The organism is Cellulosimicrobium sp. NPDC055967 (assembly GCF_042269845.1).
Lineage (GTDB): Bacteria > Actinomycetota > Actinomycetes > Actinomycetales > Cellulomonadaceae > Cellulosimicrobium.
In genome coordinates this window covers 95,031-120,719 of record NZ_JBHJYJ010000002.1, presented here as the reverse complement: position 1 = coordinate 120,719, position 25,689 = coordinate 95,031, and the positions used below count along the sequence as shown (strand labels likewise).

Genomic DNA, 25,689 nt, shown 5'->3' with positions numbered 1-25,689 from the left:
GCCGTCGGCACGTCCCCGCGCACCACCGCGCACCCCTGACGGAGTGAGGAAATGAGCTCAACCACCCTCGAACCCCGCACCGAGCGCCCCGGCGCCGTGCGGCCCCCCAAGAAGCGGCGTCCACCGGTCCTGCCCTGGACGCTCCTCGTCCCCAGCCTCGTCGTGCTGGGGGTGCTGGTCGGGTACCCGATCGTCCGACTGATCGTCATGTCGTTCCAGGAGTACGAGCGGGCCCAGCTCATGGGCCAGCCCGCCGAGTGGGTCGGCTTCGACAACTACGTCCAGGTCCTCACCGACGTCGACGGCTTCTGGACCGTGCTGCTGCGCAGCTTCGTCTTCATGGTCGTCTGCGTCGCGTTGACGATGGTCCTGGGCACGCTCATCGCGCTGCTCATGATGCGGCTCGGCAAGGGCTTCCGCCTGCTGGTCTCGGTCGGCCTGCTCCTCGCCTGGGCCATGCCCGCCCTCGCCGCGACGATCGTCTGGGGCTGGATCTTCGACACCCAGTACGGCGTGATCAACAACCTCCTGACGACGATCACCGGCGACAACTGGATGGGCCACTCGTGGCTCCTCAACCCGCTCCAGTTCTTCCTCATCGCCACGCTCATCATCGTCTGGGGAGCGATCCCGTTCGTCGCCTTCACGATGTACGCGGGCCTGACGCAGATTCCCGGCGAGGTGCTCGAGGCCGCGCAGCTCGACGGCGCGGGTCCGGTTCAACGTTTCCGCCTCATCATGGTCCCCTACGTCCGCAGCATCATCACCGTGCTGATCGTGCTGTCGATCATCTGGGATCTCCGCGTCTTCACACAGATCTACGCGCTCCAGGGTGTGGGCGGCGACCGGGAGAAGACGAACACGATCGGCGTGTACATCTACCAGACGGGTATGGCCCAGGGGCACTACGGAGTCGCTGGCGCGATCTCGGTGATCTTCGTGTTCATCATGTTGGCCATCTCCTTCTACTACGTGCGCCAGACGGTCCGGGAGGAAGAACTGTGAGCACCATCTCGACCACTCCCCAGACTTCGGTCCGCCATGCCGCCGGTGTGCCCAGGTCGGCCCCGCGCAAGAGCCGTGAGACGCAGCGCAAGAAGGTCGCGAACGTCGGCTACTCGATCATCGCGATCATCGTCTTCGCGGCATCGGTGTTCCCGGTGTACTGGATGGTCAACACCTCGTTCCTGCCGACGAATCTCGTGCGCGGTACAGATCTGCAGTTCTTCCCGACGCCCGATGTCTTCACCCTGAACAACTATGTGACGGCCATCACCGACGACTCGCGAGCGCCCTTCGTGCCCGCGATGGGTAACTCCCTGACGGTGACGTTCTTCACGTTGATCATCGCGATGGTGCTCGGATTCCTCGCGTCGCTCGCGGTGACCCGGTTCCGGTTCAAGGGCCGTCGCACGTTCATCATCGCGATCCTCGTCGTTCAGATGATCCCGGGCGAGGCGATGATGATCTCGATCTTCCGGATCATCGACGGCTGGCAGATGCTCAACACGGTCGTGGGCCTGGGCATCGTCTACGTCTCCGGGGTCCTGCCCTTCACGATCTGGACGCTGCGTGGCTTCGTGAACGGCGTTCCGGCCGACCTCGAAGAGGCCGCGATGATCGACGGCTGCTCGCGTGGCAAGGCGTTCTGGAAGATCACCTTCCCTCTCCTCGCGCCTGGACTCGTCGCGACGGGCGTCTTCGCCTTCATCCAGGCCTGGAACGAGTTCGTCATGGCGCTGATCATCATGTCGCGTCCCGAGTCGATGACCCTTCCGGTGTGGCTGCGCACGTTCCAACAGGCGACGCAGGCGACCAACTGGGGCGCTCTGATGGCGGGATCGGTGCTCATCGCGATCCCGGCGGTGGTGTTCTTCCTCATCGTCCAGGGTCGAATGACCGGTGGCCTCGTCTCGGGTGCGGTGAAGGGCTGACGTGAGCGACCTGAGCACGGCTGCCTCGCTGAACGGCGAGGCAGCCGCAGCCCTGGCCGGACGCCCCGGCCCCCGTGGCACGTCGCGGTGCGACGCCCCGGGGACCGGGAGCGCGGTCGGTCTCGACATCGGCGGGACCAAGGTGCTCGCCGCCTTCCTCGGGCCCGACGGCGTGGCACGGGAGACCCTGCGCCTGCCGACGGTGCGCGGGCCGCAGGGCGTCGTGTCCAGCGCCGCCCGCGCCGTCCGTGAGGTGGTGCGCCGCGCGGGCGCGGAGCTCGCGGACGTCGACGGCGTCGGCGTGGGCGTGCCGGGGCTGGTGGACCCCGAGGACGGCTCGGTCATGCACGCCGTCAACCTCGGCATCGAGGGTGGGCGCTTCGCGCTCGCCGAGGCACTGTCGGCGGAGCTTGGTGGTGTCCCGGTCCAGGTGGACAACGACCTCAACGTCGCTGCGCTCGGTGCCTCGCACCTGCGCGGCGACGACGGGTCGGACCTCGCGTTCCTCGCGCTGGGGACCGGTCTCGCTGCCGGGATCGTCCTGGGTGGTGAGCTGCGGCGGGGCGTGAGCGGCGCGGCGGGCGAGATCGGCCACATCCCGATCGACCCGCACGGGCCCGAGTGCGCGTGCGGTCAGCGGGGGTGCGTCGAGGTCTACGCCTCCGGCTCTGCCGTGTCCGCGCGGTGGCCGTCGCGCCACGGCCGGCCCGCGCCCGCGGAGCTCTTCGACGCGGCCGCCGCCGGCGACCCGGAGGCGATCCGGATCAAGGACGAGTTCGCGTCCGCCGTCGCCTCCGCGGTGCGGATCCTGGAGCTGACGGTCGACGTCCGGCACGTGGTCCTCGGCGGCGGTGTGTCCGCCCTGGGGCAGCCGCTCCTCGACGCCGTGCGCGCGGCGCTCGACGCGCAGTCGAGCACGTCCCCGTTCCTGTCCTCGTTGCGTCTCGCCGAGCGGGTCTCGCTCGCTCCGGCGGACGTACCCGTCGCCGCGGTGGGCGCTGCCCTCGTCGGCCGTCGAAAGGTGAAGTGATGGAGGTCGTGATCGCTCCTGCGGAGCGGTTGGCGGTGCTGGCTGCGGACGCGATCGAAGGGTTGGTGCGGTCGAAGCCGGAGTCGGTGCTGGGGCTGGCGACGGGTTCGTCGCCGCTGAAGGTGTACGACGAGCTGGCGCGCCGGCACCGTGAGGACGGGCTGTCGTTCGCGGGAGTCAAGGCGTTCATGCTGGACGAGTACGTGGGCCTCCCGGCGGAGCACCCGGAGCGGTACCGCAACGTGATCGAGACGGAGATCGCCTCGCGCGTGGACTTCGCCCCGGGCGCGGTCCAGGGACCGGACGGCAACGCCGAGGACCTGGTCGCGGCGTGCGAGGCCTACGAGGAGTCGATCGCGGCCGCCGGGGGCGTGGACCTGCAGATCCTGGGCATCGGGACGGACGGCCACATCGCGTTCAACGAGCCGGGGTCGTCGCTGGCGTCGCGGACGCGGATCAAGACGTTGACGGCGCAGACCCGCGAGGACAACGCGCGGTTCTTCGGTGACGACGTGGACCGGGTGCCGCGGCACTGCCTGACGCAGGGGCTGGCGACGATCATGTCGGCGCGGCACCTGGTGCTGCTGGCGACGGGCAAGGGCAAGGCGGAGGCGGTGCACCAGCTCGTGGAGGGCCCGATCAGCGCGCTGTGGCCCGCGACGATCATGCAGATGCACCCGCACGCGACGGTCCTGGTCGACGACGCGGCGGCCTCGCGACTGCAGCTCGGTGACTACTACCGCCAGACGTACGCGTCGAAGCCGGGCTGGCAGGGCCTGTAGTCACTCTCTGCCGATGAACTCTCGCGGGCCGTGGCCCGCGAGGCACAGCTGCCCGCCGGCGCGCGGTCCACGCCCCTGGACCGCCGCGCCGGCGGGCTCTCTCGTTCCCCGTGCTCGGGTCCGTACGTGCCGCCGAGGACGTGGTGCGGACCCCCAGGTGTCGGCACGCCGACGTAGACTTCCCCCCATGATCGAACTCCGTGCGAGCACACCCCCCGGCGGTCCTGAGGACCCGTTCCGGAACCCTGCGACCGAGCCGACGACCGGCACGTCGACCGGGGTGCTCGAGCGCGAGGAGACGCGCGAGCAGACCGAGCCGGGCGACCACGAGCGCTTCGCGCACTACGTGCGCAAGGAGAAGATCATGGAGTCCGCGCTCTCCGGCAAGCCGGTGATCGCGCTGTGCGGCAAGGTCTGGGTACCCGGCCGCGACCCGAACAAGTTCCCCGTGTGCCCCACGTGCAAGGAGATCTACGAGGGGCTGCGAGACCCGCAGGACGGCGAGGGTGACTCCGGCAAGTGAGCGGGGAGCACCAGACGACGTCCACCGGTCACTCCGCCCCCGACACCCGTAGCAGGACCACCCCGCCCGCGCCGCAGAGCCCCTCGTCGGCGGCGGCGTCGCACCTCTCGCCCGCGTTCCCGCGTCGTGCCCCCTGGGGCTCGGCGTCGAAGCTGCGCGCGTGGCAGGCCGAGGCACTCGAGCTGTACCGCACGCGCGCGCCGCGAGACTTCCTCGCCGTCGCGACCCCTGGCGCCGGCAAGACGACGTTCGCGCTGCGCGTCGCGACCGAGCTCCTGGAGCAGGGTGTGGTGCGCCGGGTGACGGTCGTCGCGCCGACCGAGCACCTCAAGCACCAGTGGGCCGACGCGGCCGCGCGCGTGGGAATCCGGATCGACCCCAACTTCCGCAACAGCCAGGGGCGGCACGGCGCCCACTACGACGGCGTCGCGCTGACCTACGCGCAGATCGCCGCCAAGCCCGCGCTGCACGCGGCACGCACGACCGCCGACCGGACGCTCGTCATCCTCGACGAGGTGCACCACGGCGGCGACGCGCTGTCGTGGGGCGACGCGGTGCGCGAGGCGTTCGAGGACGCGACGCGCCGTCTCGCCCTCACGGGCACGCCGTTCCGCTCCGACACCGCGGCGATCCCGTTCGTCGAGTACGAGCGCGGCCCCGACGGCATCCGCCGCTCGCGCGCGGACTACACGTACGGCTACGGCGACGCGCTGCGCGACCACGTCGTCCGGCCGGTGCTGTTCCTGTCGTACTCGGGCAACATGCGCTGGCGCACCAAGGCCGGCGACGAGGTGAGCGCGCGTCTCGGCGAGGCGCTCACCAAGGACATGACCGGCCAGGCGTGGCGCACCGCGCTCGACCCGAACGGCGAGTGGATCCCGTCGGTCCTCGCCGCGGCCGACAAGCGGCTCACGGAGGTGCGGCGCGCGATCCCCGACGCCGGGGGTCTCGTCATCGCAACGGACCAGACCGACGCGCGTGCCTACGCAGGCCACCTCGCGCGCATCACCGGGAAGTCCCCGACGGTCGTCCTCTCCGACGACGACGGGGCGAGCAGCCGCATCGAGGAGTTCTCCGACGGCGACGGCCGGTGGATGGTCGCCGTGCGCATGGTGTCGGAGGGCGTGGACGTCCCGCGCCTCGCCGTCGGCGTGTACGCGACCTCGACGGCGACCCCGCTGTTCTTCGCGCAGGCGGTCGGACGGTTCGTGCGGGCGCGCAAGAGGGGCGAGACTGCGTCGGTCTTCCTGCCGAGCGTCCCGCACCTGCTGGAGCTCGCGAACGGGCTCGAGATCGAGCGCGACCATGCGCTCGACCGGCCGCTCACCGCGGAGGAGCAGGGCGAGGGCTTCAATCCCGAGGACGCGCTCCTGGCGGAGGCGAACCGGGAGGACAAGGCGTCGGGCGAGCTCGTCCAGGGCTCGTTCGAGGCGCTCGAGGCTCAGGCCTCGTTCGACCGCGTGCTGTTCGACGGCGGCGAGTTCGGCACGGGCGCGGACGTCGGGTCGGACGAGGAGCTCGACTTCCTCGGCCTGCCGGGCCTCCTCGACGCCGACCAGGTCACCACGCTGCTGCGGCAGCGCCAGGCGGACCAGATGAGCGCCCGCTCGAAGATCACGCAGTCGGCGGAGCGGGAGCGGTCCGAGATGGACCACCGCCGGGCGGCGGAGCTCCGCAAGGAGCTCCAGCAGCTCGTCTCGGCGTGGTCCCGCCGCAGCGGGCAGCCGCACGGCTCGGTGCACACCGAGCTGCGCCGCCGCTGCGGCGGCCCCGAGGTGCCGCTCGCGACGGTCGAACAGCTCGACGCCCGCGTCGCGACCGTCCGCGGCTGGTTCGTCGGCAAGCGGTAGCCGAGACCGGCCCCGCGCGTCAGGGGAGCGTGTGCACGACCGTCGGGATCGCGGGGTCGCCGGCGGAGAGGCGCCGTGCGCCGCGGGGCAGCTCGGCGCGGGCCTCGCGGTGGCGGTGCGCGGCGTTCTGGACGCCGTAGGAACCGACCCAGCGCGAGTCGACCGCGCCGTCGACGACGAGCGGGACCTGCAGGGGCCGCAGGTCGCCGTCGTCGGGCTCCCACTCCTGGACGGGGAGGTCGGCGCCGGTGACGACGACCTCCTCGACCGCGCGGCCGTCGACGTCGAAGCGGCGCGCCGCGACCTTGCGCCCGCCGGTGCTGGTCTTGGCCGTGGACGCCTTGGCGACGGGCTGGAGCACGCCGGAGGAGTCGGCGCGGGCGACAAGCTTGTAGACCATGCCGCACGTGGGCGCGCCGGAGCCGGTGACGAGCGAGGTGCCGACGCCGTAGGAGTCCACGGGGGCGGCGGCGAGCGACGCGATGGCGTACTCGTCGAGGTCGGACGTGACAGTGATCCTCGTGTCGTGCGCACCGAGCGAGTCGAGCTGGCGCCGCACCTCGACGGCGAGGACACCGAGGTCACCCGAGTCGAGGCGGACGGCGCCGAGCCGTCCGCCGGCGGCGCGGACCGCGTTCTGGACCCCCTTGCGCACGTCGTAGGTGTCGACGAGGAGGGTCGTGCCGGGCCCGAGGGAGGCGACCTGCGACGCGAAGGCGGACTCCTCGTCGTCGTGCAGGAGCGTGAAGGCGTGCGCGGCCGTGCCGATGGTCGCGAGCCCGTAGCGGCGTCCCGCCTCGAGGTTCGACGTCCCGGCGAACCCGCCGACGACGGCGGCGCGCGCCGCGGCGATGGCGGCCTGCTCGTGCGCGCGACGCGCGCCCATCTCGAGGCAGGGGCGCTCGACGGCGGCGCTCGTCATGCGCGACGCGGCCGACGCGACGGCGGAGTCGTAGTTGAGGATCGAGAGCACGAGCGTCTCGAGCAGGACCGCCTCGGCGAACGTACCCTCGACGGTCATCACGGGGGAGTGCGGGAAGAAGACCTCACCCTCGGCGTACCCCGTGATCGTCCCGGTGAACCGATACCCCGCGAGGAACTCGAGGGTGCGGTCGTCGACGACGGACTGGGCGTGCAGCCAGTCGAGCTCCTCGGCCCCGAAGCGGAACGACGAGAGCGCCTCGAGGACGCGTCCGGTCCCCGCGAGGACCCCGTAGCGCCGCCCGGGGGGCAGGCGGCGCGTGAAGACCTCGAACAGGCAGTGCCGGTCGGCGGTGCCGTCCGCGAGCGCGGCCTGGAGCATCGTCAGCTCGTAGCGGTCGGTGAGCAGGGCGGTCGACGCGACCGGCCGGTACGGCGGGCGCTGCGGGACCGGGCCGGCCTGTCCCGGCGAGGCAGCGCTGTCGGTCGGGGAGAGGGCGACGCTGCCCGGATCGGCGAGGCTCATGCGGAATACGGTAGGGCAGCGACGGGCGCGACGGGTGTCGACAGGCCCACGAATACAGTGGTGGCGTGAGCCCCCAGCCGATCTTCACCCGCGCCGTCGGCGCGCGGGCGTCCGTGACCGTGCCCGAGGAGGCGACGCGGGTCGACGAGTCCGTCCTCCCCGACAGCCCGTGGGTCACCCTCGTGTGGAACGACCCGGTCAACCTCATGAGCTACGTCGCGTACGTGTTCGAGTCCTACTTCGGGTACGCCGCGGAGCGCGCCCACGAGCTCATGCTGCAGGTGCACCAGGAGGGCCGTGCCGTCGTGTCGACGGGCGACCGCGAGCGCATGGAGGTCGACGTGCAGGCGATGCACTCGTTCGGGCTGTGGGCGACCCTCCAGAAGGACGGCGAGCAGTGAGGCCGTTCCGCGCCGAGGCGCACGGGTACGTCGCGGAGCTCGAGCCGTCGGAGCGGATCGTGCTGGCCCAGCTCGCGGGCGACGTCGCGCAGATGCTCCAGGAGGGCGTGCCCGGGCGGGCGCCGGGGGAGCCCGGCCCGTCCGGGCCCGACGACGCGTGGTCGCCTCCCGGCTGGACGGGGCCGGTCCCCGGGGGGAGCGTCTCGGACGCGACGCCGCCGCCGGACCCGGCCGTGCGGCGTCTGCTCCCGGACGCGTCGGACGACGTCGAGGTGGCGGCCGAGTTCCGGCGGTTCACCCAGGACGACCTGGCGGCGCGCAAGGTCGGGCGGCTGGTGCTGCTGGCCCGCATGCTCGTGGACGCGGAGCCCGCCGAGGTGGCCCCGTTCGCCGTCGTGCGCGACGAGGCCGAGGACGTGGCGGGGGCGCTGACGGACGTCCGCCTCGTGCTCGCGGAGCGGCTCGGCCTGCGGACCGACGAGCAGGTCGAGAGCCTCTACGACGAGCTGGACCGCGAGGGCGACGACGGCCCGGACGACGGCGAGGTGGGTGGCGCGCCGCGCCGCTTCCTCGTGAGCGTGTTCCTGCTCACGGGCCTGCTCCAGGAGTCGCTCGTGGACGGGATGCTCGCCGACCTGCGGGCGGGGCGCGACGGTCGGTCCTGAGGGTCGTCCCGCGCGTCGGGTCGGAGGGGCGGTCGCCCTGTGGGCGCTGCCACAGGCGGGAGCCGCGGTTCGGTGCGCCCCGCGCGCGGGCGCGCCAGTAGGCTCGGGCGGGTGAACGACGCTCCCATCGGGATCTTCGACTCGGGCGTGGGTGGCCTGACCGTCGCGCGCTCGATCCTGGACCAGCTCCCGAACGAGTCCCTCCTCTACATCGGGGACACCGCGAACGGCCCCTACGGGCCCAAGCCGCTCGCGGCGGTCCGGGCGATGGCGCTGGCGATCATGGACCAGCTCGTCGACGACGGCGTGAAGATGCTCGTCATCGCGTGCAACTCGGCCTCCTCGGCGGTCCTGCGCGACGCGCGCGAGCGGTACACGCAGCGTCACGGCCTGCCGGTCGTCGAGGTCATCCTCCCCGCGGCGCGCCGCGCGGTCGCGGCGACGCGCTCGGGGCGGATCGGGGTCATCGGGACGCGCGCCACCATCACGTCGCGGTCGTACGAGGACGCGTTCGCCGTCACGCCGGGCCTGCACCTGACGACCCAGGCGTGCCCGGACTTCGTGCCCCTCGTCGAGCAGGGAGTGACGTCGGGGCCCGAGGTGCTGGAGGTCGCGCACCGCTACCTCGACCCGGTCAAGGCGGCGGGCGTCGACACGCTCGTGCTCGGGTGCACGCACTACCCGCTCCTGACGGGCGCGATCTCCTACGTCATGGGCGAGGAGGTCACGCTCGTGTCGAGCGCGGAGGAGACCGCCAAGGACGTCTACCGCACGCTCGTCGCGCACGGCCTCGAACGCTCGCGCGACGCGGGGACGCCGCAGCACCGCTTCCTCGCGACGGGGAGCGCGGAGCCGTTCGAGCACCTGGCGCGCCGCTTCCTCGGCCCCGAGGTGCTCAGCGTGGAGGCCGCCTGATGCGCCTCGTCACGGTCGGGTGCTCGGGGTCGTTCGCCGGGCCGGAGTCGCCCGCGTCGTCGTACCTCGTCCAGGTCCCGGCAGCCGAGGCCGCGGCCGCGGGGTTCGAGGCACGCGAGTGGAACGTCGTGCTCGACCTCGGCAACGGGGCGCTGGGTGCGCTCCAGCGGTTCGTCGACCCCCTCGACCTCGACGCCGTCGCGCTGTCGCACCTGCATCCCGACCACTTCGTCGACGTCTGCGGGCTGTACGTGTACCTGCGCTACCACCCCGAGCGCGGCTCGACCCGGACCGGGGTGCCGAGCCGGCTGACGGTGCTCGGTCCGTCGGAGACGGCCGCGCGCATCGAGGCGGCGTACGGCGCCGAGCCGGGCGACGGGATGGCCGAGGAGCTCGACGTGCGGGTCTGGGACCCGAGTGCGCCCGTCCAGGTGGGACCGCTCACGCTGGAGCCCTACCGCGTGTTCCACCCCGTCGAGGCGTACGGCGTGCGCGTCACGGGGCCGTCGTCCGTACGGCCGGGCGAGCGGGCCGTGCTCGCGTACACGGGCGACACCGACGCGTGCGACGGCGTCGTCGAGCTCGCGCGGGACGCCGACCTGCTGCTGTCGGAGGCCGCGTTCCACGAGGGCCGCGACGACGGCGTCGAGCGCGGCATCCACCTCACGGGGCGCCGGGCGGGCGAGGTCGCGACGGCGGCCGGCGCGCACCGGCTGGTCCTGACGCACCTCCCCGCGTGGAACGACCCCGAGCGGTCGCGCGCGGAGGCCCGCGAGTCGTACGCGGGCCAGGTCGACGTCGCGACGACCGGCGCGGTCTTCGACCTCTAGCCGCTGAGCGCGGGGGATGGGTCGCCCGCACGGCGTCGTGACGACGGATACCCCGCACTCAGCGGGTGCCGGGCGGTCGGTAGGGTGGCGGCATGACCATCCCCGCATCGTCCTCGGACACGGGCGCGCCCCTGCGCGCCGACGGCCGCACGCCCGACCAGCTCCGCCCCGTGACCATCACCCGCCACTGGCTCGACCAGGCCGAGGGGAGCGTGCTCGTCGAGTTCGGCCGCACGCGCGTGCTGTGCGCGGCGTCGTTCACGGAGGGCGTGCCGCGCTGGCGCAAGGGGTCGGGCGAGGGCTGGGTCACCGCCGAGTACGCGATGCTGCCGCGCGCGACCAACGAGCGCAGCCAGCGCGAGTCGGTCAAGGGCAAGATCGGCGGGCGTACGCACGAGATCTCGCGCCTCATCGGCCGGTCCCTGCGCGCGATCATCGACGTCTCGGCGCTCGGCGAGAACACGATCGTGCTCGACTGCGACGTCCTCCAGGCCGACGGCGGCACCCGCACCGCCGCGATCACGGGGGCCTACGTGGCGCTCGCCGACGCGGTCGCGTGGGGCCAGAGGCACGGGCACATCAAGGGTGGCAAGCCGGTCCTGACGGACTCCGTCGCGGCCGTGAGCGTCGGGATCATCGACGGCACGCCCATGCTCGACCTCCCGTACGTCGAGGACGTGCGGGCCGAGACGGACATGAACGTCGTGGTCACGGGCTCGGGCACGTTCGTCGAGGTGCAGGGCACCGCCGAGCACGCCCCGTTCGACCGCGCCGAGCTCGACGCGCTGCTCGACCTCGCGGTCGCGGGCACCGCCGACCTCACGGCGATCCAGCGCGCGGCGCTCGCGGCGGACGCACGGTGAGCGGCGCGCCCGAGGCGACGGGCGTCGTCGTGCCCGACGGCGCCCGCCTCGTGCTCGCGACCCACAACCCGGGCAAGATCGCCGAGCTGCGCGCCATTCTGGCGGCTGAGCTGGACGCGCACCCGGGCCTCGAGCTCGCGCCCGAGGCGATCGTCGGTGCCGGTGACGTCGGCGCGCCCGAGCCGGTCGAGGACGGCGTGACGTTCGCGGAGAACGCGCTCATCAAGGCGCGCGCGCTCGTCGCGGCGACGGGGCTGCCCGCGGTCGCGGACGACTCGGGCCTCGCCGTCGACGTGCTCGGCGGCGCCCCGGGGATCTTCTCGGCGCGCTGGGCCGGGCGGCACGGCGACGACGTCGCGAACCTCGAGCTCCTGCTCGCCCAGCTCGGCGACGTGCCCGCGGAGCACCGGGCCGCGGGCTTCGTGTGCGCGGCGGCGCTCGTCACGCCCGACGGCACCGAGGTCGTGCGGACAGGGGAGATGCGCGGGACCTTGCTCACCGCGCCGCGCGGCGCGAACGGGTTCGGCTACGACCCGATCCTCCTGCCGGACGAGCAGCCCGGCGCAGGGACGGCCCGCTCCGCGGCCGAGCTCAGCCCGGCGGAGAAGAACGCCGTCAGCCACCGGGGCAAGGCGTTCCGCGCGCTCGCCCCCGAGATCGTGACCGTGCTCTCGTCGAGGCAGGGGCCCGATCCGGCGAGGTAGAGGCCTGGTCGCAGGGCACGCCTCTCCCTCGGGCGACCACGCCGCTACCTCGGGGCGCGGGCGGCGCGGAGGCGCGTGACGAGCGTGGCGACGAGGCGCCATCCGACGAGCGTCGCGAGCAGGAACAGCGCGGAGACGACGAGGAACGGCACGGCGAGGCCCTCGCCCGTCGCGGCCCGCAGCGCCATGCCGACGGCCCAGGTCAGCGCCCACGCACCGACGCCGACGGGCCAGGGCACGAGCGGGCGTCGCCACGCGCGCAGCACGACCCACGCGACCGCGAGGCCGGCGAGGAACGGCCACGCGATGCCTGCGACGGCGGTGAGGGGGCTGTCCGCGGAGTGGGTCGCGCGGCCGCCGGCGGCGAAGACGAGGACGCTCACGACGTCGAGCACGACGGCGAGCGTCACGACCCCGGCCGTCGTCCGGCCCGCGGGGGGCGTCGGCGTCGTCCCGGGGGCGTCGGCGGTGGGGGACGGGACGCTCGGGTGGGCCGGTCCGGAGGGCGCGGTGCTCATGGGCTCGACCGTACCCCGCTCGCGAGATCGGCCCGTACGGTCGAGATCGACCCTCGGAAGGTCGACCTCGCGCCGCAGGGGTCGATCTCGCGGACCATAAGGTAGTCCCCGTGCATCTTGCCGCCGACGACCTCGCCTTCGCCTACCCCGGACGACCCGTCCTCGACGGCGTCGGGGTGCGCGTCGCGGCGGGGACCCGGCTCGGCGTCGTGGGGGAGAACGGCACGGGCAAGTCGACGCTGCTGCACGTGCTCTCGGGGGACCTCGCGCCGAGCCGCGGCGAGGTCCGCCGCGCGGGCTCGCTCGCGCTCGTCGAGCAGGAGCTCGCGATCGCGCCGGGCCAGACGGTCGGCACGCTCGTCGCCGCGACGCTGAGCGGGCTGCGCGCGGTCGCCGCGGAGCTCGAGGCGGCGGCCCGCGACTTCGACCACGAGGCCGGCGACCTCGCCGAGCTCACGGAGATCCTCGCGCGGGCAGAGCACCTCGCGGTGTGGGACGCAGACCGGCGCGTCGACGTCGCGCTGTCGCGGCTCGGCGCGTGCCGGGACCGGGACCGGGAGCTCGCGACGCTGTCCGTCGGCGAGCGCTACCGCGTGCGGCTCGCGTGCCGGCTCGCCGAGCGCGCCGACCTGCTGCTCCTCGACGAGCCCACCAACCACCTCGACGCGGGCGGCATCGACTTCCTCACGGGCGAGCTCGTCGCGTGGCGCGGGGGAGCGGTCATGGTCACGCACGACCGGCAGCTCCTCGACGACGTCGCGACCGAGATCCTCGACCTCGACCCGGCCATGGACGGGAAGCCGGTGCTCTACGGGCAGCCGGGCTACCTGTCCTACCGGTTCGCCAAGAACCAGGCGTTGCACCGCTGGCGTCAGCGGTTCCGGGCGGAGCAGAAGCGCGCGGAGAAGCTCGCCGCGGTGCTCGACGCCTCGTACGAGGGGCTGTCCGACGAGTGGCGCCCGCCCAAGGGCAGCCAGAAGCACCGTCGCGCGACGCGGGCCCGCATCCACGTCAAGGCCGCGGACCGGCGCCTCCAGCAGCTCGAGGCCGAGGCCGTCGAGGTCCCGGTGCCGCCGCTCCAGCTCGTCTTTCCCGAGCTGCCCGCGATGTCGCCCGGCTGGGACCCGGGCGACCCGGTGCTCGAGCTGCGCAGCCCGCGCGTCGGGCCCGACGCCGACCCGCGCCTCGACCTGCCCGGCACGCGCGTCGCGCTCCCGCCGTCGGGGCGCCTGCTCGTCACGGGGCCCAACGGGAGCGGCAAGTCGACGTTCCTCGCGGCGCTCGCCGGGCTGGTCGCGCTCGACCGGGGTGCGCGGTCGGTCGTGGACGGCGCGCGGCTCGGGGTCGTGGCGCAGGAGGGTCCCGCGCTGCCCCCGGAGGCGGAGGACCGCACCGGGTTCGACGAGTACGCGCGCGAGGCCCTCGAGCTCCTCGACACGAACCGGCTGGACCCGGACCACCTCGTGCCGGTCGCGTTCCTCGGCCTGCTGACCGAGGAGGACCTGGAGCGTCCGCTGCGCAAGCTGTCCGCGGGGCAGCGGCGCCGGTTCGACCTCGCCCGCGCGCTGCTGGCCGCGCCGCACGTGCTGATCCTCGACGAGCCGACCAACCACCTCTCGATCGACCTCGTCGACGAGCTCACGCAGGCGCTGCGGGTCACGCCCGCGGCCGTGGTCGTCGCGACGCACGACCGGCGGATGCGCGAGGACCTCGACGACTGGCCGCGGCTCGAGCTCGCGGGCTGACCCCGGCCGAGCGACCGGAACGACCTGCGACGGCACCGACCTGCGACGGCACGGATCCGGGACGGCACCGACCCGCGGTCCGCACCGACCGCCGGGTGGTCGCTCAGCGACCCTCGGCGGGGCTCGCCGCGGGCACGAGCACCTTGCCCAGCGCGCGGCCCCACGCCCGGGCGCGGTCCAGCTCGCCGTCGTCGAGCGGCCCCTCGACGTCCCCGACGTAGAACGACGCCGGGGGAGCGACCAGGCGGAAGCCGGCCCGGCGCAGCACCTTGGCCGCGCCGCGCGCGGCGGAGCCGGGCAGGGGCTTGACCTTGGTGACGCGCGTGTCGAACGTCGCGGCCAGACGCGTCTCGCCCTGGCGCGGGACGGCCTCGACCCACTCGCGCAGTCCCGTCGCGCGGTCGGACACGTCGCCGCTCGCGCGCTGCACGGCCTCGGCGCGGGTCGCGGGACGGGTCATGCCGAACGCGTGGGTCGGGCCTCCGGCGACCACGAGGCCCATGTGCCGGAGCGCCTCGGGGCTCGCGGCGGGGTCGGTCACGTCGACCACCATCACGCGGACCGTCTCGCTCAGCCCCTCGGCGACGGCCTGCGCGACCCGCTCGCTGTTCCCGTACATCGACTCGTAGACCACTGCGGCATCCATGGCGCGCCCCTTCGTCGAACGCCCGTCCGGACCGGACGGGTCCCCTCCCTCCAGCCTCCGGGCGACGCCACGCCCGGCCCAGGGTCGAGCGGACGGAGCGTGGGGGCCGTTGGTCCCGGGCTCACCGCCGCCCGGTGGGCGAGGCGTCAGGGGGCCGGGCGCAGCCGCGCGTCGACGAGGCGCACGAGCCACGCCAGCGCGAGGAAGACGACCGCGACGACCGCCGTGTTGACCAGCGCCCGGACCAGGCCGAGCTCGCCCACGTCGAGGAACGGGTACGGGTACCAGCCGACGACCGCGCCGCGGAGGAACGTGTACGCGATCCACGCGAGGGGGTAGACGACGGACCACCACACCGTCGCGGCGTCCACCCGGGGACGCGGCCCGACCACGAGCCACGCGGCGACGGCGAGCACGGGCGCGAGCAGGTGCAGGAGCAGGTTCGAGACCTGGCCGGCGGCGCTCAGCTCGGCGAGACCGCGCAGGACGGTGTTGTAGACGATGCCGGTCACGGCGATGCAGAGCAGCGCGTCGAGGTGTGCGACGCGGAGCACCGGGCCGTCGCGCTCGGGCCGCACCGCGAGGAGGACCGAGACGACGCCGACGAGCAGGTTCGACTGGATCGTGAAGTAGGAGAACAGGCGCACGAGACGCTCCGCCTGGCTCGGGGCCGTGCCGGGCCCGTCGACGAGCGCGATGACGAGCTCCATGGCGACGCCCGCGAGCGCGGCGAGCGCCACGAGCGCGTGGAGCACCCGCGCGACGGCGATCCGTCGTCCGGCCGCCGGGACGCGCGGCGCGCCCGTCACGGCAGGCGGCCGACGTACGCCATCGCCTGGCGCAGCAGCACCCCCTGGCCGCCGCGCATCTCGAGCTGCACCTCGTCGCTGCACGCCTGCTCGGGCGTGAGCCACGCGAGCTCGAGCGCGTTCTGCTGCGGGCGGCAGTCGCCCGTCACCGGCACGACGTACGCGAGCGACACCGCGTGCTGGCGCGGGTCGTGGTAGGAGGTGATGCCGGGGGTCGGGAAGTACTCGGCCACCGTGAACGGCTGCGGCGACGCGGGGACCTGCGGGAGCGCGACCGGGCCGAGGTCCTTCTCGATGTGCCGCAGCAGGGCGTCGCGGATGCGCTCGTGGAACATCACGCGGCCGGAGACCAGGGCACGCGTCATCATGCCCTCGGGCGTGACGCGCAGCAGGAGCCCGACCGCGACGACGTCGCCGGAGTCGTCGACCCGCACCGGGACGGCGTCCACGTAGACGAGCGGGAGCTGCGCGCGCGCGACCGCGATCTCCTCCGGGCTGAGCCAGCCCGCAGGCTGCGGGTTCTCGTGGGAGAAGTCGTCGGGCACGAAGTCGGCGGTGTCGGTCACGCGACTGTTCTACCCCGTGCGGTGCGCCGGGGCGAGTCCGCTCACGGCGCGCCGGGACCGGCGGGCGGCTCGGCGACCCGCGCGACGATCTCGACGAGCGCCCGTTCCGCCACCGCCGCGGGCAGCACCTCCATGACGGCCATGAGCGGCGCGAGCCGGTCGGGCAGGACGGAGCGGGCCGTCCCGCCGCGCTCGCCGCCGTCCGCGGCGAGGGCCGCGAGCAGCGCCTCCCAGACGGCGTCGGCGGTGGGCTCCGGCGCAGCGCCGTCGGCGCCCGGGCCGAACGCCCCCGCGAGCGCGCCGAGCACGGCGCTCACGTCGGGACGCGGCTCGCCGCGTACGGCGTCCGCACCCTGGACGAGGGCCGCGCCGAGGCCACCGAGACCGGCCTCCGTCACGGGGGTGACCGTGAGGTGGGTCGTGTGCGGCAGGTGGGTCCCGTCGTCCTGCGCGAGCCCCGGCTGGGGCTGGAGGACCCAGCCGAGCGACCGGACGGCGTCGGCCCACAGGTGCGGGTCGACCTGCCGCGCCGGCGGCACCGTCTCGTCGCAGGCCACCGCGATCAGGGGACCGGTGGGGCGCCCGACGACGCGCAGCCCGTCGATCCCGTCGATCGCCTCGTGCAGGGCCCGGGTCGCGCGCACGCACCGCGCGGTGAGGGCCGTGTACCCGGCCGTGCCGAGGGCCTGGCTCACGGCCCACGCCGCCGCGAGCGGCGCCGCCGAGCGCGAGCCGGACGTCGTCGGGTTGACCACCGGGTAGCCGGGCCAGCTCGTCGTCGCGAAGAACTGACGGCGCTGGCGGTCGCGCCCGCGCACGAGCAGGACCGACGTGCCCTTGGGCGCGTAGCCGTACTTGTGCACGTCGGCGGAGATGCTCGTCACGCCCGGCACGGAGAAGTCGAACGCGGGCACCGGCGCACCGCCCGCGCCCTCCCAGAACGGCAGGACCCACCCGCCGACGCACGCGTCCACGTGCACCGGCACGCCGCGCGCGGCGGCCGCGGCGGCGACCTCGGCCACCGGGTCGACGACGCCGTGCGGGTACGACGGCGCGGACACGACGACCAGCGCGACCTCGGCGCCGTCGGTCCCGCCGTCGAGCGCCGCGACGAGGTCGGCGGCCGCGAGGGTCCCGGTCGCGGGGTCGACCGGCACGAGCGTGAGGTCGACCTCGAGGTACTGCGCGGCCTTGCGGAACGCCGCGTGCACGCTCACCGGGGCGACGACGCGCGGGCGCACGTCGGGCCGGGCCGCGCGGGCGGCGTCGCGGGCGATCTTCACCGCGAGGAGGCAGCTCTCGGTCCCGCCGGAGGTCACCGAGCCCACGACGGCGTCGGGCCCGGTGGCGGGCCCGCGGAGCATGGTCCGGGCGAAGGCGACCAGCTCGGACTCCATGACGGCGACCGACGTGAACGTCGTCGGGTCGAGTCCGTTGACGGGCTGGACCGCGCGGGCCGCCGCGGCGGCGAGCTCGTCGAGCTCGGCGAGGCCGGGGTCGTAGACGTAGGACAGGACGCGGCCCCCGTGCGTGGGGGCGTCGGCGGCGCGGAGCGCGGCGAGCCGGTCCAGGATCCCGTCCGTGCGCAGGGGGACGTCGCCCGGCGCGGCGCCGGGGTGCTTCGTGGAGGGGTCAGTCGTGCGCTCGGTCGGTGGCGGCGTGGTCACGCGGCAGCTCCGGTGCTGTGTCGTCGATGTCCCCCCTGCGCAGACCGTACCGTACGAGCGGTACGAGGCTTGCCAGCACGAGGACCGCGGGGACGACCGAGAACGACAGGGCGATGCCGTCGACCGCCGCGGTCGGCTGCGTCACGGTCTCCCCGGCGCGCGTCGACACGTAGCCCGTGATGCCGAGGACGAGCGAGAGCACCGCGGCGCCGAGCGCCATGCCCGTGGTCTCGCCCGCCGTCCAGACGCCGCTGAACGCCCCGCCGCGTCCCTCGCCGTGCGTGCGCGCGTCGTGGGCGATGACGTCCGGGAGCATCGCGAGCGGGAGCGCCTGCATGCCCGCGTAGGCGATCCCGGCGAGCGCCGTCGGGACGTACACCCACGCGCCGGGCGCCCACAGGAGCGGGATCATCCCGAGCGCGGCGACGGCGAAGAGCACCGTGGCCACGACGAAGCCGCGCTCCTTCCCGTCCCGGCGCGCGAGCCGGGTCCACAGGGGCATGCAGAGCAGGGCAGGGGCGATGAGGGCGGCGAAGAGGTAGCTCACCGCGGCCTCGTCGTGCAGCACGTAGCGGGCGACGTACGCCGCGCCCGCGAGCATGAGGCCGGTGGCGACCGCCTGGAGGAAGAACGCCGCGAGCAGCGTGCGGAACGGCCGCGAGCGGCGCAGCGCGTCGAACGCCTCGCGGACCGCGAGGGTCCACGCGCGCGAGGCGGACGTCGACGCGGCGGGGCCGAGCGGCGTCGTGCCCGCGACCGGCGCCGAGCCACCTGTCGTGCCCGAGCGGCCGGTCCGGGGGGCGACGCGGGTGGCGACGAGCATGCCCGCGCCGATGACCACGCCGGACACGACGCCCATGACGAGGTAGCCCGAGGTCGAGTCGCCGCCACCGCGCAGCGCGGGGCCCCCCGCGCCGAACAGCAGGATCGCGAACGCGAGCGCCGCGACGCGCCACGCGAGCAGCCGCGTGCGGCCGTCGTAGGTGGGGTCGAGCTCGGCCGGCAGGGCGATGTACGGGACCTGGAAGAGCGAGAACGCCGTCGCGGCGAGGAGGAACGCGACGAGCACCCAGATCGCCGCCGCGGTGGGCCCGGCCGCGGCGGGGACGGCGAACGTCAGCGCGAAGAAGACGGGCAGCGTGAGGGCGCCGATCGTCATGAAGCGCCGGCGCGAGCCGGTGCGGGCGAGGTCGCGGTCGGAGCCGTACCCGATGAACGGGTCGATGACGACGTCCCAGACCTTCGCGCCGGTGACGATGAGCCCCGCGACCGCGGCGGGCACCGCGAGCGCGTCGGTCAGGTACACGAGCAGCACGAGCCCGGGCAGGGTGCCGAAGCCCCCGGTGCCCACGGAGCCGGCGGCGTAGCCGGCGATCGTCCTGCGCGAGAGCCGGGGGGAGGCGGTGGCGTTCGTCACAGGGGCAGCGTAGAGGCTGGTCGGGCGCGGGGCGGCCCGGGCGCGTGCCGCGCCGGGTAGGCGAGGGGAATACGTGGGGCAGGATCGTTGCTCTACGAGGCAGACACCCCCCACCGTCCCAGGAGGATCATCCATGGCCACGCAGACGCTCACCGAGTCCACCTTCGAGCAGACGATCACGGAGAACGACATCGTCCTCGTCGACTTCTGGGCCGACTGGTGCGGACCGTGCAAGATGTTCGCGCCCGTGTTCGAGGCGTCGTCGGAGGAGAACCCGGACGTCGTGCACGGCAAGATCGACACCGAGGCCGAGCGCGGCCTGGCCGCGGCGGCGAACATCACGTCGATCCCGACGCTCATGGCCTTCCGCGAGGGCATCCTCGTCTTCTCCCAGCCCGGCGCGCTCCCCGCCCCCGCGCTCAAGCAGGTCGTGGACGCCGTGAAGGGCCTCGACATGGAGGACGTGCGGCGCCAGATCGCCGCGGCGAACGACGGCACCCCGGCAAAGGACGCCTGACCCCGGCCCCGCGTACACGTACGGCCCGGCACCTCGAGGTGCCGGGCCGTTCGCGTCTCGGTCAGAGGCCGTCGTGCGCGCGCAGGATGCGCCTCGACGGAAGAAGCCGGTGCCCGCACCGGCAGGGGGCAATGGTGCGGACACCGGCTCTGACGTCAGGCTAGGCGCCCAACTGGACGGGCGTCCAGTTAACGGGCGGGTGAAAGACAGGGTGTCGCTCAGGGTGCGCGAGGCGGGACTCGAACCCGCACGTCCGAGGACACCAGGACCTAAACCTGGCGCGGCTGCCAGTTACGCCACTCGCGCGCGGTGGTCAGTCTACGGCGCGAGCGCTGCGTCCCCGGTCGGTCGAGGCGTCCGGGGCGCCGCGCTCGTGCGGGGACGCAGCGCTCGCGCCGCAGGGGCTACTTCGGGTCGATGCCCAGGTCGCGGCGCAGCTTGGCGACGTGGCCCGTCGCCTTGACGTTGTACTGCGCGAGCTCGACCGTGCCCTCCGGGTCGACGACGACCGTCGAGCGGATGACGCCGACGACGGTCTTGCCGTAGAGCTTCTTCTCGCCCCACGCGCCGTACGCCTCGAGGACGGTCTTGTCGACGTCGGAGACGAGCGGGAACGTGAGGTGCTCGGCCTCGACGAAGGCCGCGATCTTCTCGACCGGGTCGGGGGAGACGCCGACGACCGAGTACCCGGCGCCCTGGAGCGAGGCGAGGTTGTCGCGGAAGTCGCAGGCCTCGGTCGTGCAGCCGGGGGTGCCGGCGGCCGGGTAGAAGTAGACGACGACGTGCTTGCCGCGCAGGTCGGAGAGCGTGACGGTGCTGCCGTCGGCGGCGGGCAGGGTGAAGTCGGGAGCGGTGTCGCCGACGGTGAGGCGCGTGGACATGGATCTCCTTCGGTCCGGCCAGGGTGTGGGCTCGAGCGTAGGTGAGGCGTCGTGGCACCGGTAGCGTTGTGGCTGTGAGCAAGACGACGTCCGCCCCCTCCGCGTCCTCGACCCGCCCGTCCTCGGCCCGGCCGGCGGCCCGTGACCTCCCGATCCGGATGCTGCACGACCGGCTCCTCGTCGACCCGGAGGTCGACGCGAGCGAGCGCCAGAGCTCGGCGGGCCTCGTCATCCCCGCGACGGCCGTGGGCCCGAAGCGCCTGGCGTGGGCCGTCGTCGTCGCCGCTGGTGAGCACGTGCGTCAGGTGGCCGTGGGCGACCGCGTCCTGTTCGACCCGGACGACCGCGCGGAGGTCGAGCTCGGGGGCCGGGACCTCGTGCTGCTGCGCGAGCGCGACGTGCACGCCGTGTCCCAGGAGGTCGAGGAGGACGGCCCGACGGGCCTGTACCTCTGAACCGGGCCGTGGGCCCCGCCGCGTGGTCGGGGCGTCGGGCGGTGTCGCCGACGTCACACGGGGGCGGGCGGAACGGATTTTCCCGGCGCGCCCGCGGCTGCTAGTGTTTTCTCTCGCGCGCCATTAGCTCAATTGGCAGAGCAGCTGACTCTTAATCAGCGGGTTCGGGGTTCGAGTCCCTGATGGCGCACCACCACCGATCGGGCCGTCCGTACGCGGGCGGCCTGAGCCGTGCCGGTCGAGGGACCGGGGCGGCGGGAGCGGAACTCCTCGTGCAGGACGACCCGCGGCCGCTGGTAGTGTTCCCTCTCGCGCGCCATTAGCTCAATTGGCAGAGCAGCTGACTCTTAATCAGCGGGTTCGGGGTTCGAGTCCCTGATGGCGCACCCTTCCTGACCAGGCCGTCCACCCTCCCGGGTGGGCGGCCTTCGTCGTTCCTGCTGGTCGCCCGCAGCAACCGTCGCCGTCCGTTTCGCCGGAGTTCGCTCCGCGCCGACCTCGTGTTCACCCGCGCCGGGAAGGGTCCGGTCCGGGCGCCGTCGCCGTTCGGCAACGTCGCCCGTCGACCAGCTCGCCACGGAAGGGAACCACGATGGACACGTCCGTGCCCACGCACAGGACTTCGAGACGGACCGAGAGACGGACCGCCGCCAGCGTGCGGCGCCGCGGCGCGGTCGCCGGGGTGCTCGGGACCGCGCTCGTCGCCGGCCTGCTCGCGCCCGGCGCCGCCGCTGCGACGGACCCGGTCACCGGCGCCGCCCGGACCGCTGCCGGCAGCACCGCCGGGACCGCCGCGGAGACGCGGCCGGTGCTGAGCCCGACGGCCGGCACCTTCCTCGACGGCACCGTCCGTGTCGCGGCCGACCCGGTGCGTGCGGGCGACCCCGTCACCGCGCTCGCGGTGGACGGCACGGCGCTCGACGCCGCGGCGACCCCCGCGACGGCGCGCCTGCTGTTCGACGTCGGCAGCAACTCGATCGAGAGGCGCTACGGCAGCTACGTGCTGGTCAACGGCGAGCGCCTCGAGCTCGACCGCGACATGGTGTCCGAGCGCGTCGCCCTCGACGTGCCGGCGCAGTGGCTCGCGCAGGGCGAGAACACGGTGCGGTTCGTCGTCGGCGCGGTCACGACGTCCTGCGGGTCGAACTACGACGACTACGACCTCACGGACGTGTCGCTCGAGCTCCTGGGAGAGGCCGCCGACGGGTCGGCCAACAGCTTCTCCTACGCGTTCGGCGACGGGTCGTGCGGGACCAACACCTCGCGGGTGCTCTCGGCGGACCTCACGTTCGACCTCGTGCAGGACCCGGCGGCCACCACGGGCCTCGCCGCGGACCTCGACACGACGACGCTGGACAACGGCGCCCACACGCTCACCGCGACGACCGCCTCCGGCGCGTCCGCGTCGAGCGCGGTCACCGTGAACAACGGCGCTCCGGGCGCCCCCGTCGTCGTCCCCGCCGACGGCGCGCTGCTGCACGGGCCGCAGAGCCTCCTCGCGACGCCGCCGGCCGGTGGCGACGCGCCCGTGGGCATCGAGCTGGACGGCGACCCGCTGACCACCGTCGCGACGCTCGGCGCCGGCTCGTCCCGGTTCGTCTTCACCGTGGGCTCCAACTCGATCGAGGCCCGCTACACCAACCACCTGCTCGTCAACGGACAGCGCATCGACCTGGTCGACCGCGACTACGTGAGCGAGACGGTGCGGATCGACGTCCCGAACGCGTTCCTCCTGCCCGGGCGCAACACCGTCCGCTTCGTGACCGGCACCTACCCGACGTCGTGCGGGGACAACCGCGACGACTTCGCGATCTCCGGCATCGGTCTCGACGTGACCGACGGCAAGGCGACGGGCGTGGGCATCGCGCCGTCCTACTCGTTGGGCGACGGCGACTGCGGCACGAGCACGACGAAGCCGCGCGAGGTCGACCTCGTCTTCGACGTCGTGCGGGACGCCGACGCGCCCGCGACCGGCCTGCGCGCCGACGTCGACACGACGACGCTCGCCGACGGCCAGCACACGATCACGTCGGCGACGGCCGCCGGCGCGGTCGCGCGCCGGACCGTCACGACCGACAACACCGGTCCCGCGGTCGTCTCGAGCACGCCCGCCGCGGGTGCCGCGCTCGCCACGGCGACGAGCCTCGCCGTCGAGCTCGAGGACGCCTCGGGCGTCCTGTCCGGCCCCGACGTCACGCTCGACGGCGAGCCGCTCCCGCTCGGCGCGCCCGTCGGCCCCGGCCTCGCCCCGGGCGAGCACACGCTCGTCGTCGCGGCGACGGACGTGCTCGGCAACGCGAGCACCCACGAGATCGCGTTCACGAGCCTCGGCGTGCCCGACGTCCCGACCGACCTGGCCCCGGCGCACGGCACCCGCGACGTGACCGGGAGCGTCGACCTGTCGGCGCGCGTGACGGCTCCCGGCGGCGGCGACGTCACCGCGACGTTCTCCCGCGCCGACGTCACCGCCCCCGCGCTCGTCGCGCAGGGCGAGTCGGCCGAGATCCCGACCACGCTGCCCGTCGCGGGCGAGCAGCCTGCCGCCGCGGACGCGCTCGCACCCGGCGACGACCTGACGCTCGACTCCCCGCAGAGCCGCGACGTCACCTACCAGCGCTTCGAGCTGCCCGCCGACGGCGACACGGCCGGGCAGGTCGCCCGCTGGGAGGGCGTCGTCGACCCGCAGCGCCTCGCGACGCTGCACGTGTGGGACGGGGAGCGGTGGGAGCCGCTCGCGTCCGCGCGCGGTGCCGCCGAGGGCACGACAGCCCTGAGCGCCGTGCTCCGCGGCGGCGCCGCCGTCGACGGGACGGTGCACGTGCTCGTGACGGGCACGGACCCGTTCGCCGACGACATCGCGGCGGGCGGATCGCGCGACGAGACCGACTTCGCGCCGCGCGAGGACTACGACTTCTCGCTCGTGCACTTCACCGACACGCAGTACCTGTCCGAGGGCGCGGTCGAGCAGGAGACGGCCGAGGAGCGTGCCGTGTGGGCGAAGGCCTACACGGACCTCACGCAGTGGGTCGTGGACAACGCCGAGGAGCGGGGCATCGCGTACGTCGGCCACACGGGCGACGTGAACGAGAACTACACGCGCCTCCCGGCCGACGACGCGATGGCGGCCCAGGTCCGCGGCGAGTACGAGTTCTCGTCGTCCGCGCAGAAGATCCTCGACGACGCGAACATCCCCAACGGCGTCCTCGCCGGCAACCACGACAACCTCACGGGCCAGGACAACGGGCCCGGGGCGCTGTTCAACGAGTTCTACGGGCCCGAGCGGTACGAGGCCCTGTCCGCGGGCTGGGAGGACGCCTCCTACGGCGGGCCGTGGCGTGACGGCGACAACCAGAACCACTACGACCTGTTCAGCGCGGGCGGGCTCGACTTCGTCGCGGTGTACCTGTCGTACGGCGTGACGGACGAGGAGGCGGCCTGGGCGGACGGCGTGCTCAAGCAGTTCCCCGACCGCAACGCCGTCGTCCTCACGCACGACTACCTCGTGCCCAGCACGAACCCCGACGGGCGCGACTCCGAGATCTCGACGCCCGACGGCCGCCTCGTGCACGCCAAGGTCGTCGAGCCCAACCCGAACGTGTTCCTCGTCCTCGCGGGACACCGTCACGGCGTCGGCATCAACGTGCGCCAGGACGTCGGCACGCCGGGCAGCGGCGTCGTCGAGCTGCTCGCGGACTACCAGTTCTACGAGGTCACCGCCGAGGAGGCGGGGCTCACCGAGATCGGCGGGTACGCGCCCGACCAGGGCCTGCGCCTCGGCGCGAGCTTCCTGCGCCTGCTGCAGTTCGACGTCGACCGCTCGGAGATGATCGTCGACACGTACTCGCCGTGGCTCGCGAACTTCGGGGCCACCGAGTACGACGACGAGCTGCGCTACGACGGCCGCGAGGACGACTTCACGGTCCCCGTGGACCTCACCTCGCGCGTGACGAGCCTCGTGACGGACTCCGTGTCGCTCTACGCCCCGGCGCAGGAGATCGGCCGCGTGACCGTGCCGTCGGGCGAGGTCGCCACGGTCACGTGGGACGGGCTCGAGCCCGGCGCCCTCCACGCGTGGACCGTCACGGCGACGAGCGCGGGCGGCGGCACCTCCGTCTCGCCGGTGAGCACGTTCACGACGGCGCCCGGCGAGGACGGGCTCGTCGTCGCGACGACGGCGCGCAGCCAGTGCATGGCGGGCACGGCGTACGTCGCGGTCCGGGCCCTGAACGCCGACACCGTGCCGGTCGACGTCACGCTGAGCACGCCGTACGGCGAGCGCACCGTGACGGGCGTGCAGCCGGGCGCGTCGGCGTACCAGGCGTTCGCGGTCCGCTCGGCGCAGGTCGCGGCGGGCAGCGCGCACGTGGCCGCGACCGGCGACGGCCGCACGTTCGCGGGCGACGTCGCGTTCGACGCGCTGGCGTGCGGCTGACCCGTGCGCCGCGCGGGTGACCGGGGCGACCCGGTGACGCGCGTGGCGTCGCGGTGAGCGGGGCCCCCCCCGCGCCCGCGCGGGGGGGCCAC

At 74.0% G+C, this 25,689-nt stretch carries 24 protein-coding genes and 3 tRNA genes; 18 read left to right on the top strand and 9 right to left on the bottom strand.

Annotated elements, in window-relative coordinates:
* The first annotated feature begins 51 nt into the window (after positions 1–51).
* From ACFC2L_RS03325 to ACFC2L_RS03300, 6 genes are all read left to right on the top strand, one after another.
* Entirely contained in the window at positions 52–1,005 is a 954-nt protein-coding gene (locus ACFC2L_RS03325) for a carbohydrate ABC transporter permease (RefSeq protein ID WP_375822895.1), read from the top strand.
* On the top strand, positions 1,002–1,934 hold the full coding sequence (locus tag ACFC2L_RS03320; protein WP_375822894.1) for a carbohydrate ABC transporter permease: 933 nt from the start codon (positions 1,002–1,004) through the stop codon (positions 1,932–1,934). The genes ACFC2L_RS03325 and ACFC2L_RS03320 overlap by 4 nt, the downstream gene beginning before the upstream one ends.
* A gap of 1 nt (position 1,935) precedes the next feature.
* On the top strand, positions 1,936–2,964 hold the full coding sequence (locus ACFC2L_RS03315; RefSeq protein WP_375822893.1) for an ROK family protein: 1,029 nt from the start codon (positions 1,936–1,938) through the stop codon (positions 2,962–2,964).
* Positions 2,964–3,746, top strand: coding sequence for a glucosamine-6-phosphate deaminase (gene nagB / locus ACFC2L_RS03310; protein ID WP_375822892.1), 783 nt, complete (start codon positions 2,964–2,966; stop codon positions 3,744–3,746). Before ACFC2L_RS03315 ends, nagB begins: the two co-directional genes overlap by 1 nt.
* Before the next feature lie 187 nt (positions 3,747–3,933).
* The gene (locus ACFC2L_RS03305) at positions 3,934–4,269 is read left to right on the top strand and encodes a DUF3039 domain-containing protein (RefSeq protein WP_141388733.1); all 336 of its coding nucleotides are present in this window, start codon (positions 3,934–3,936) and stop codon (positions 4,267–4,269) included.
* Positions 4,266–6,119 (top strand): DEAD/DEAH box helicase, encoded by a 1,854-nt coding sequence (locus ACFC2L_RS03300; protein WP_375822891.1) that lies wholly within the window; start codon positions 4,266–4,268, stop codon positions 6,117–6,119. The genes ACFC2L_RS03305 and ACFC2L_RS03300 overlap by 4 nt, the downstream gene beginning before the upstream one ends.
* A 19-nt stretch (positions 6,120–6,138) precedes the next feature.
* Here the strand turns inward: ACFC2L_RS03300 and ACFC2L_RS03295 are convergent, their stop codons facing one another.
* Complete coding sequence (locus ACFC2L_RS03295; RefSeq protein ID WP_375822890.1) at positions 6,139–7,566, bottom strand: nicotinate phosphoribosyltransferase; 1,428 nt, start codon at positions 7,564–7,566, stop codon at positions 6,139–6,141.
* 113 nt (positions 7,567–7,679) lie between these two features.
* On the opposite strand from ACFC2L_RS03295, the gene clpS reads away from it, so the two are divergent.
* The 6 genes from clpS to rdgB all read left to right on the top strand — a co-directional run bounded on the left by clpS (position 7,680) and on the right by rdgB (position 11,944).
* Complete coding sequence (clpS, locus tag ACFC2L_RS03290) at positions 7,680–7,967, top strand: ATP-dependent Clp protease adapter ClpS (protein ID WP_375823163.1); 288 nt, start codon at positions 7,680–7,682, stop codon at positions 7,965–7,967.
* Entirely contained in the window at positions 7,964–8,632 is a 669-nt protein-coding gene (locus tag ACFC2L_RS03285; RefSeq protein WP_375822889.1) for a DUF2017 family protein, read from the top strand. Before clpS ends, ACFC2L_RS03285 begins: the two co-directional genes overlap by 4 nt.
* A 111-nt stretch (positions 8,633–8,743) precedes the next feature.
* Entirely contained in the window at positions 8,744–9,547 is an 804-nt protein-coding gene (gene murI / locus ACFC2L_RS03280; RefSeq protein ID WP_375822888.1) for a glutamate racemase, read from the top strand.
* A complete protein-coding gene (locus ACFC2L_RS03275) occupies positions 9,547–10,377 on the top strand; it encodes an MBL fold metallo-hydrolase (protein WP_375822887.1) in 831 nt (276 codons plus the stop codon). Before murI ends, ACFC2L_RS03275 begins: the two co-directional genes overlap by 1 nt.
* A 92-nt stretch (positions 10,378–10,469) precedes the next feature.
* Positions 10,470–11,240 (top strand): ribonuclease PH, encoded by a 771-nt coding sequence (rph, locus tag ACFC2L_RS03270; RefSeq protein WP_087471618.1) that lies wholly within the window; start codon positions 10,470–10,472, stop codon positions 11,238–11,240.
* On the top strand, positions 11,237–11,944 hold the full coding sequence (gene rdgB / locus ACFC2L_RS03265) for an RdgB/HAM1 family non-canonical purine NTP pyrophosphatase (RefSeq protein WP_375822886.1): 708 nt from the start codon (positions 11,237–11,239) through the stop codon (positions 11,942–11,944). Before rph ends, rdgB begins: the two co-directional genes overlap by 4 nt.
* Positions 11,945–11,988: 44 nt before the next feature.
* Here the strand turns inward: rdgB and ACFC2L_RS03260 are convergent, their stop codons facing one another.
* Positions 11,989–12,462, bottom strand: a complete 474-nt coding sequence (locus ACFC2L_RS03260; RefSeq protein ID WP_375822885.1) for a DUF3054 domain-containing protein — start codon at positions 12,460–12,462, stop codon at positions 11,989–11,991.
* A 110-nt stretch (positions 12,463–12,572) separates the two neighbouring features.
* Here ACFC2L_RS03260 and ACFC2L_RS03255 point away from each other — a divergent pair, with 110 nt between their 5' ends.
* The gene (locus tag ACFC2L_RS03255; RefSeq protein ID WP_375822884.1) at positions 12,573–14,207 is read left to right on the top strand and encodes an ABC-F family ATP-binding cassette domain-containing protein; all 1,635 of its coding nucleotides are present in this window, start codon (positions 12,573–12,575) and stop codon (positions 14,205–14,207) included.
* A 103-nt stretch (positions 14,208–14,310) separates the two neighbouring features.
* On the opposite strand, the gene ACFC2L_RS03250 is transcribed toward ACFC2L_RS03255, so the two are convergent.
* The 5 genes from ACFC2L_RS03250 to ACFC2L_RS03230 all read right to left on the bottom strand — a co-directional run bounded on the left by ACFC2L_RS03250 (position 14,311) and on the right by ACFC2L_RS03230 (position 19,312).
* Positions 14,311–14,853 (bottom strand): flavodoxin domain-containing protein, encoded by a 543-nt coding sequence (locus ACFC2L_RS03250; RefSeq protein ID WP_375822883.1) that lies wholly within the window; start codon positions 14,851–14,853, stop codon positions 14,311–14,313.
* A 146-nt stretch (positions 14,854–14,999) separates the two neighbouring features.
* Entirely contained in the window at positions 15,000–15,662 is a 663-nt protein-coding gene (locus ACFC2L_RS03245) for a Pr6Pr family membrane protein (RefSeq protein WP_375822882.1), read from the bottom strand.
* On the bottom strand, positions 15,659–16,228 hold the full coding sequence (locus ACFC2L_RS03240; protein WP_087471623.1) for an NUDIX hydrolase family protein: 570 nt from the start codon (positions 16,226–16,228) through the stop codon (positions 15,659–15,661). The genes ACFC2L_RS03245 and ACFC2L_RS03240 overlap by 4 nt, the downstream gene beginning before the upstream one ends.
* Positions 16,229–16,269: 41 nt before the next feature.
* Positions 16,270–17,895, bottom strand: coding sequence for an aminotransferase class V-fold PLP-dependent enzyme (locus tag ACFC2L_RS03235; protein WP_375822881.1), 1,626 nt, complete (start codon positions 17,893–17,895; stop codon positions 16,270–16,272).
* Positions 17,861–19,312 (bottom strand): MFS transporter, encoded by a 1,452-nt coding sequence (locus ACFC2L_RS03230; RefSeq protein WP_375822880.1) that lies wholly within the window; start codon positions 19,310–19,312, stop codon positions 17,861–17,863. Before ACFC2L_RS03230 ends, ACFC2L_RS03235 begins: the two co-directional genes overlap by 35 nt.
* A 133-nt stretch (positions 19,313–19,445) precedes the next feature.
* Between ACFC2L_RS03230 and trxA the strand changes: the two genes are divergently transcribed.
* Positions 19,446–19,829 (top strand): thioredoxin, encoded by a 384-nt coding sequence (gene trxA / locus ACFC2L_RS03225; RefSeq protein WP_375822879.1) that lies wholly within the window; start codon positions 19,446–19,448, stop codon positions 19,827–19,829.
* 224 nt (positions 19,830–20,053) lie between these two features.
* On the opposite strand, the gene ACFC2L_RS03220 is transcribed toward trxA, so the two are convergent.
* Together ACFC2L_RS03220 and bcp are read right to left on the bottom strand one after the other, a co-directional pair.
* Positions 20,054–20,135: transfer RNA gene (locus tag ACFC2L_RS03220), tRNA-Leu, on the bottom strand.
* A 98-nt stretch (positions 20,136–20,233) separates the two neighbouring features.
* Entirely contained in the window at positions 20,234–20,710 is a 477-nt protein-coding gene (gene bcp, locus ACFC2L_RS03215; RefSeq protein ID WP_375822878.1) for a thioredoxin-dependent thiol peroxidase, read from the bottom strand.
* Positions 20,711–20,868: 158 nt separating this feature from the next.
* On the opposite strand from bcp, the gene ACFC2L_RS03210 reads away from it, so the two are divergent.
* The 4 genes from ACFC2L_RS03210 to ACFC2L_RS03195 all read left to right on the top strand — a co-directional run bounded on the left by ACFC2L_RS03210 (position 20,869) and on the right by ACFC2L_RS03195 (position 25,597).
* Complete coding sequence (locus ACFC2L_RS03210) at positions 20,869–21,165, top strand: co-chaperone GroES (protein ID WP_253051451.1); 297 nt, start codon at positions 20,869–20,871, stop codon at positions 21,163–21,165.
* 117 nt (positions 21,166–21,282) lie between these two features.
* Positions 21,283–21,358 (top strand) — tRNA-Lys (locus tag ACFC2L_RS03205).
* Between the two features lie 120 nt (positions 21,359–21,478).
* A tRNA-Lys gene (locus tag ACFC2L_RS03200) sits at positions 21,479–21,551 on the top strand.
* 269 nt (positions 21,552–21,820) lie between these two features.
* Positions 21,821–25,597: a hypothetical protein gene (locus ACFC2L_RS03195; RefSeq protein WP_375822877.1), complete on the top strand. Its 3,777-nt coding sequence runs from the start codon at positions 21,821–21,823 to the stop codon at positions 25,595–25,597.
* The last annotated feature ends 92 nt before the right edge of the window (positions 25,598–25,689 follow it).

Bases quoted from the DNA above. Each gene is read 5' to 3' on its own strand.
- ACFC2L_RS03275 (WP_375822887.1), top strand. From the start codon at position 9,547: ATGCGCCTCGTCACGGTCGGGTGCTCGGGGTCGTTCGCCGGGCCGGAG.
- ACFC2L_RS03260 (WP_375822885.1), bottom strand. From the start codon at position 12,462: ATGAGCACCGCGCCCTCCGGACCGGCCCACCCGAGCGTCCCGTCCCCC.
- ACFC2L_RS03250 (WP_375822883.1), bottom strand. From the start codon at position 14,853: ATGGATGCCGCAGTGGTCTACGAGTCGATGTACGGGAACAGCGAGCGG.
- rph (WP_087471618.1), top strand. From the start codon at position 10,470: ATGACCATCCCCGCATCGTCCTCGGACACGGGCGCGCCCCTGCGCGCC.
- nagB (WP_375822892.1), top strand. From the start codon at position 2,964: ATGGAGGTCGTGATCGCTCCTGCGGAGCGGTTGGCGGTGCTGGCTGCG.
- trxA (WP_375822879.1), top strand. From the start codon at position 19,446: ATGGCCACGCAGACGCTCACCGAGTCCACCTTCGAGCAGACGATCACG.
- ACFC2L_RS03305 (WP_141388733.1), top strand. From the start codon at position 3,934: ATGATCGAACTCCGTGCGAGCACACCCCCCGGCGGTCCTGAGGACCCG.
- ACFC2L_RS03210 (WP_253051451.1), top strand. From the start codon at position 20,869: ATGCTGCACGACCGGCTCCTCGTCGACCCGGAGGTCGACGCGAGCGAG.
- ACFC2L_RS03325 (WP_375822895.1), top strand. From the start codon at position 52: ATGAGCTCAACCACCCTCGAACCCCGCACCGAGCGCCCCGGCGCCGTG.
- ACFC2L_RS03295 (WP_375822890.1), bottom strand. From the start codon at position 7,566: ATGAGCCTCGCCGATCCGGGCAGCGTCGCCCTCTCCCCGACCGACAGC.
- bcp (WP_375822878.1), bottom strand. From the start codon at position 20,710: ATGTCCACGCGCCTCACCGTCGGCGACACCGCTCCCGACTTCACCCTG.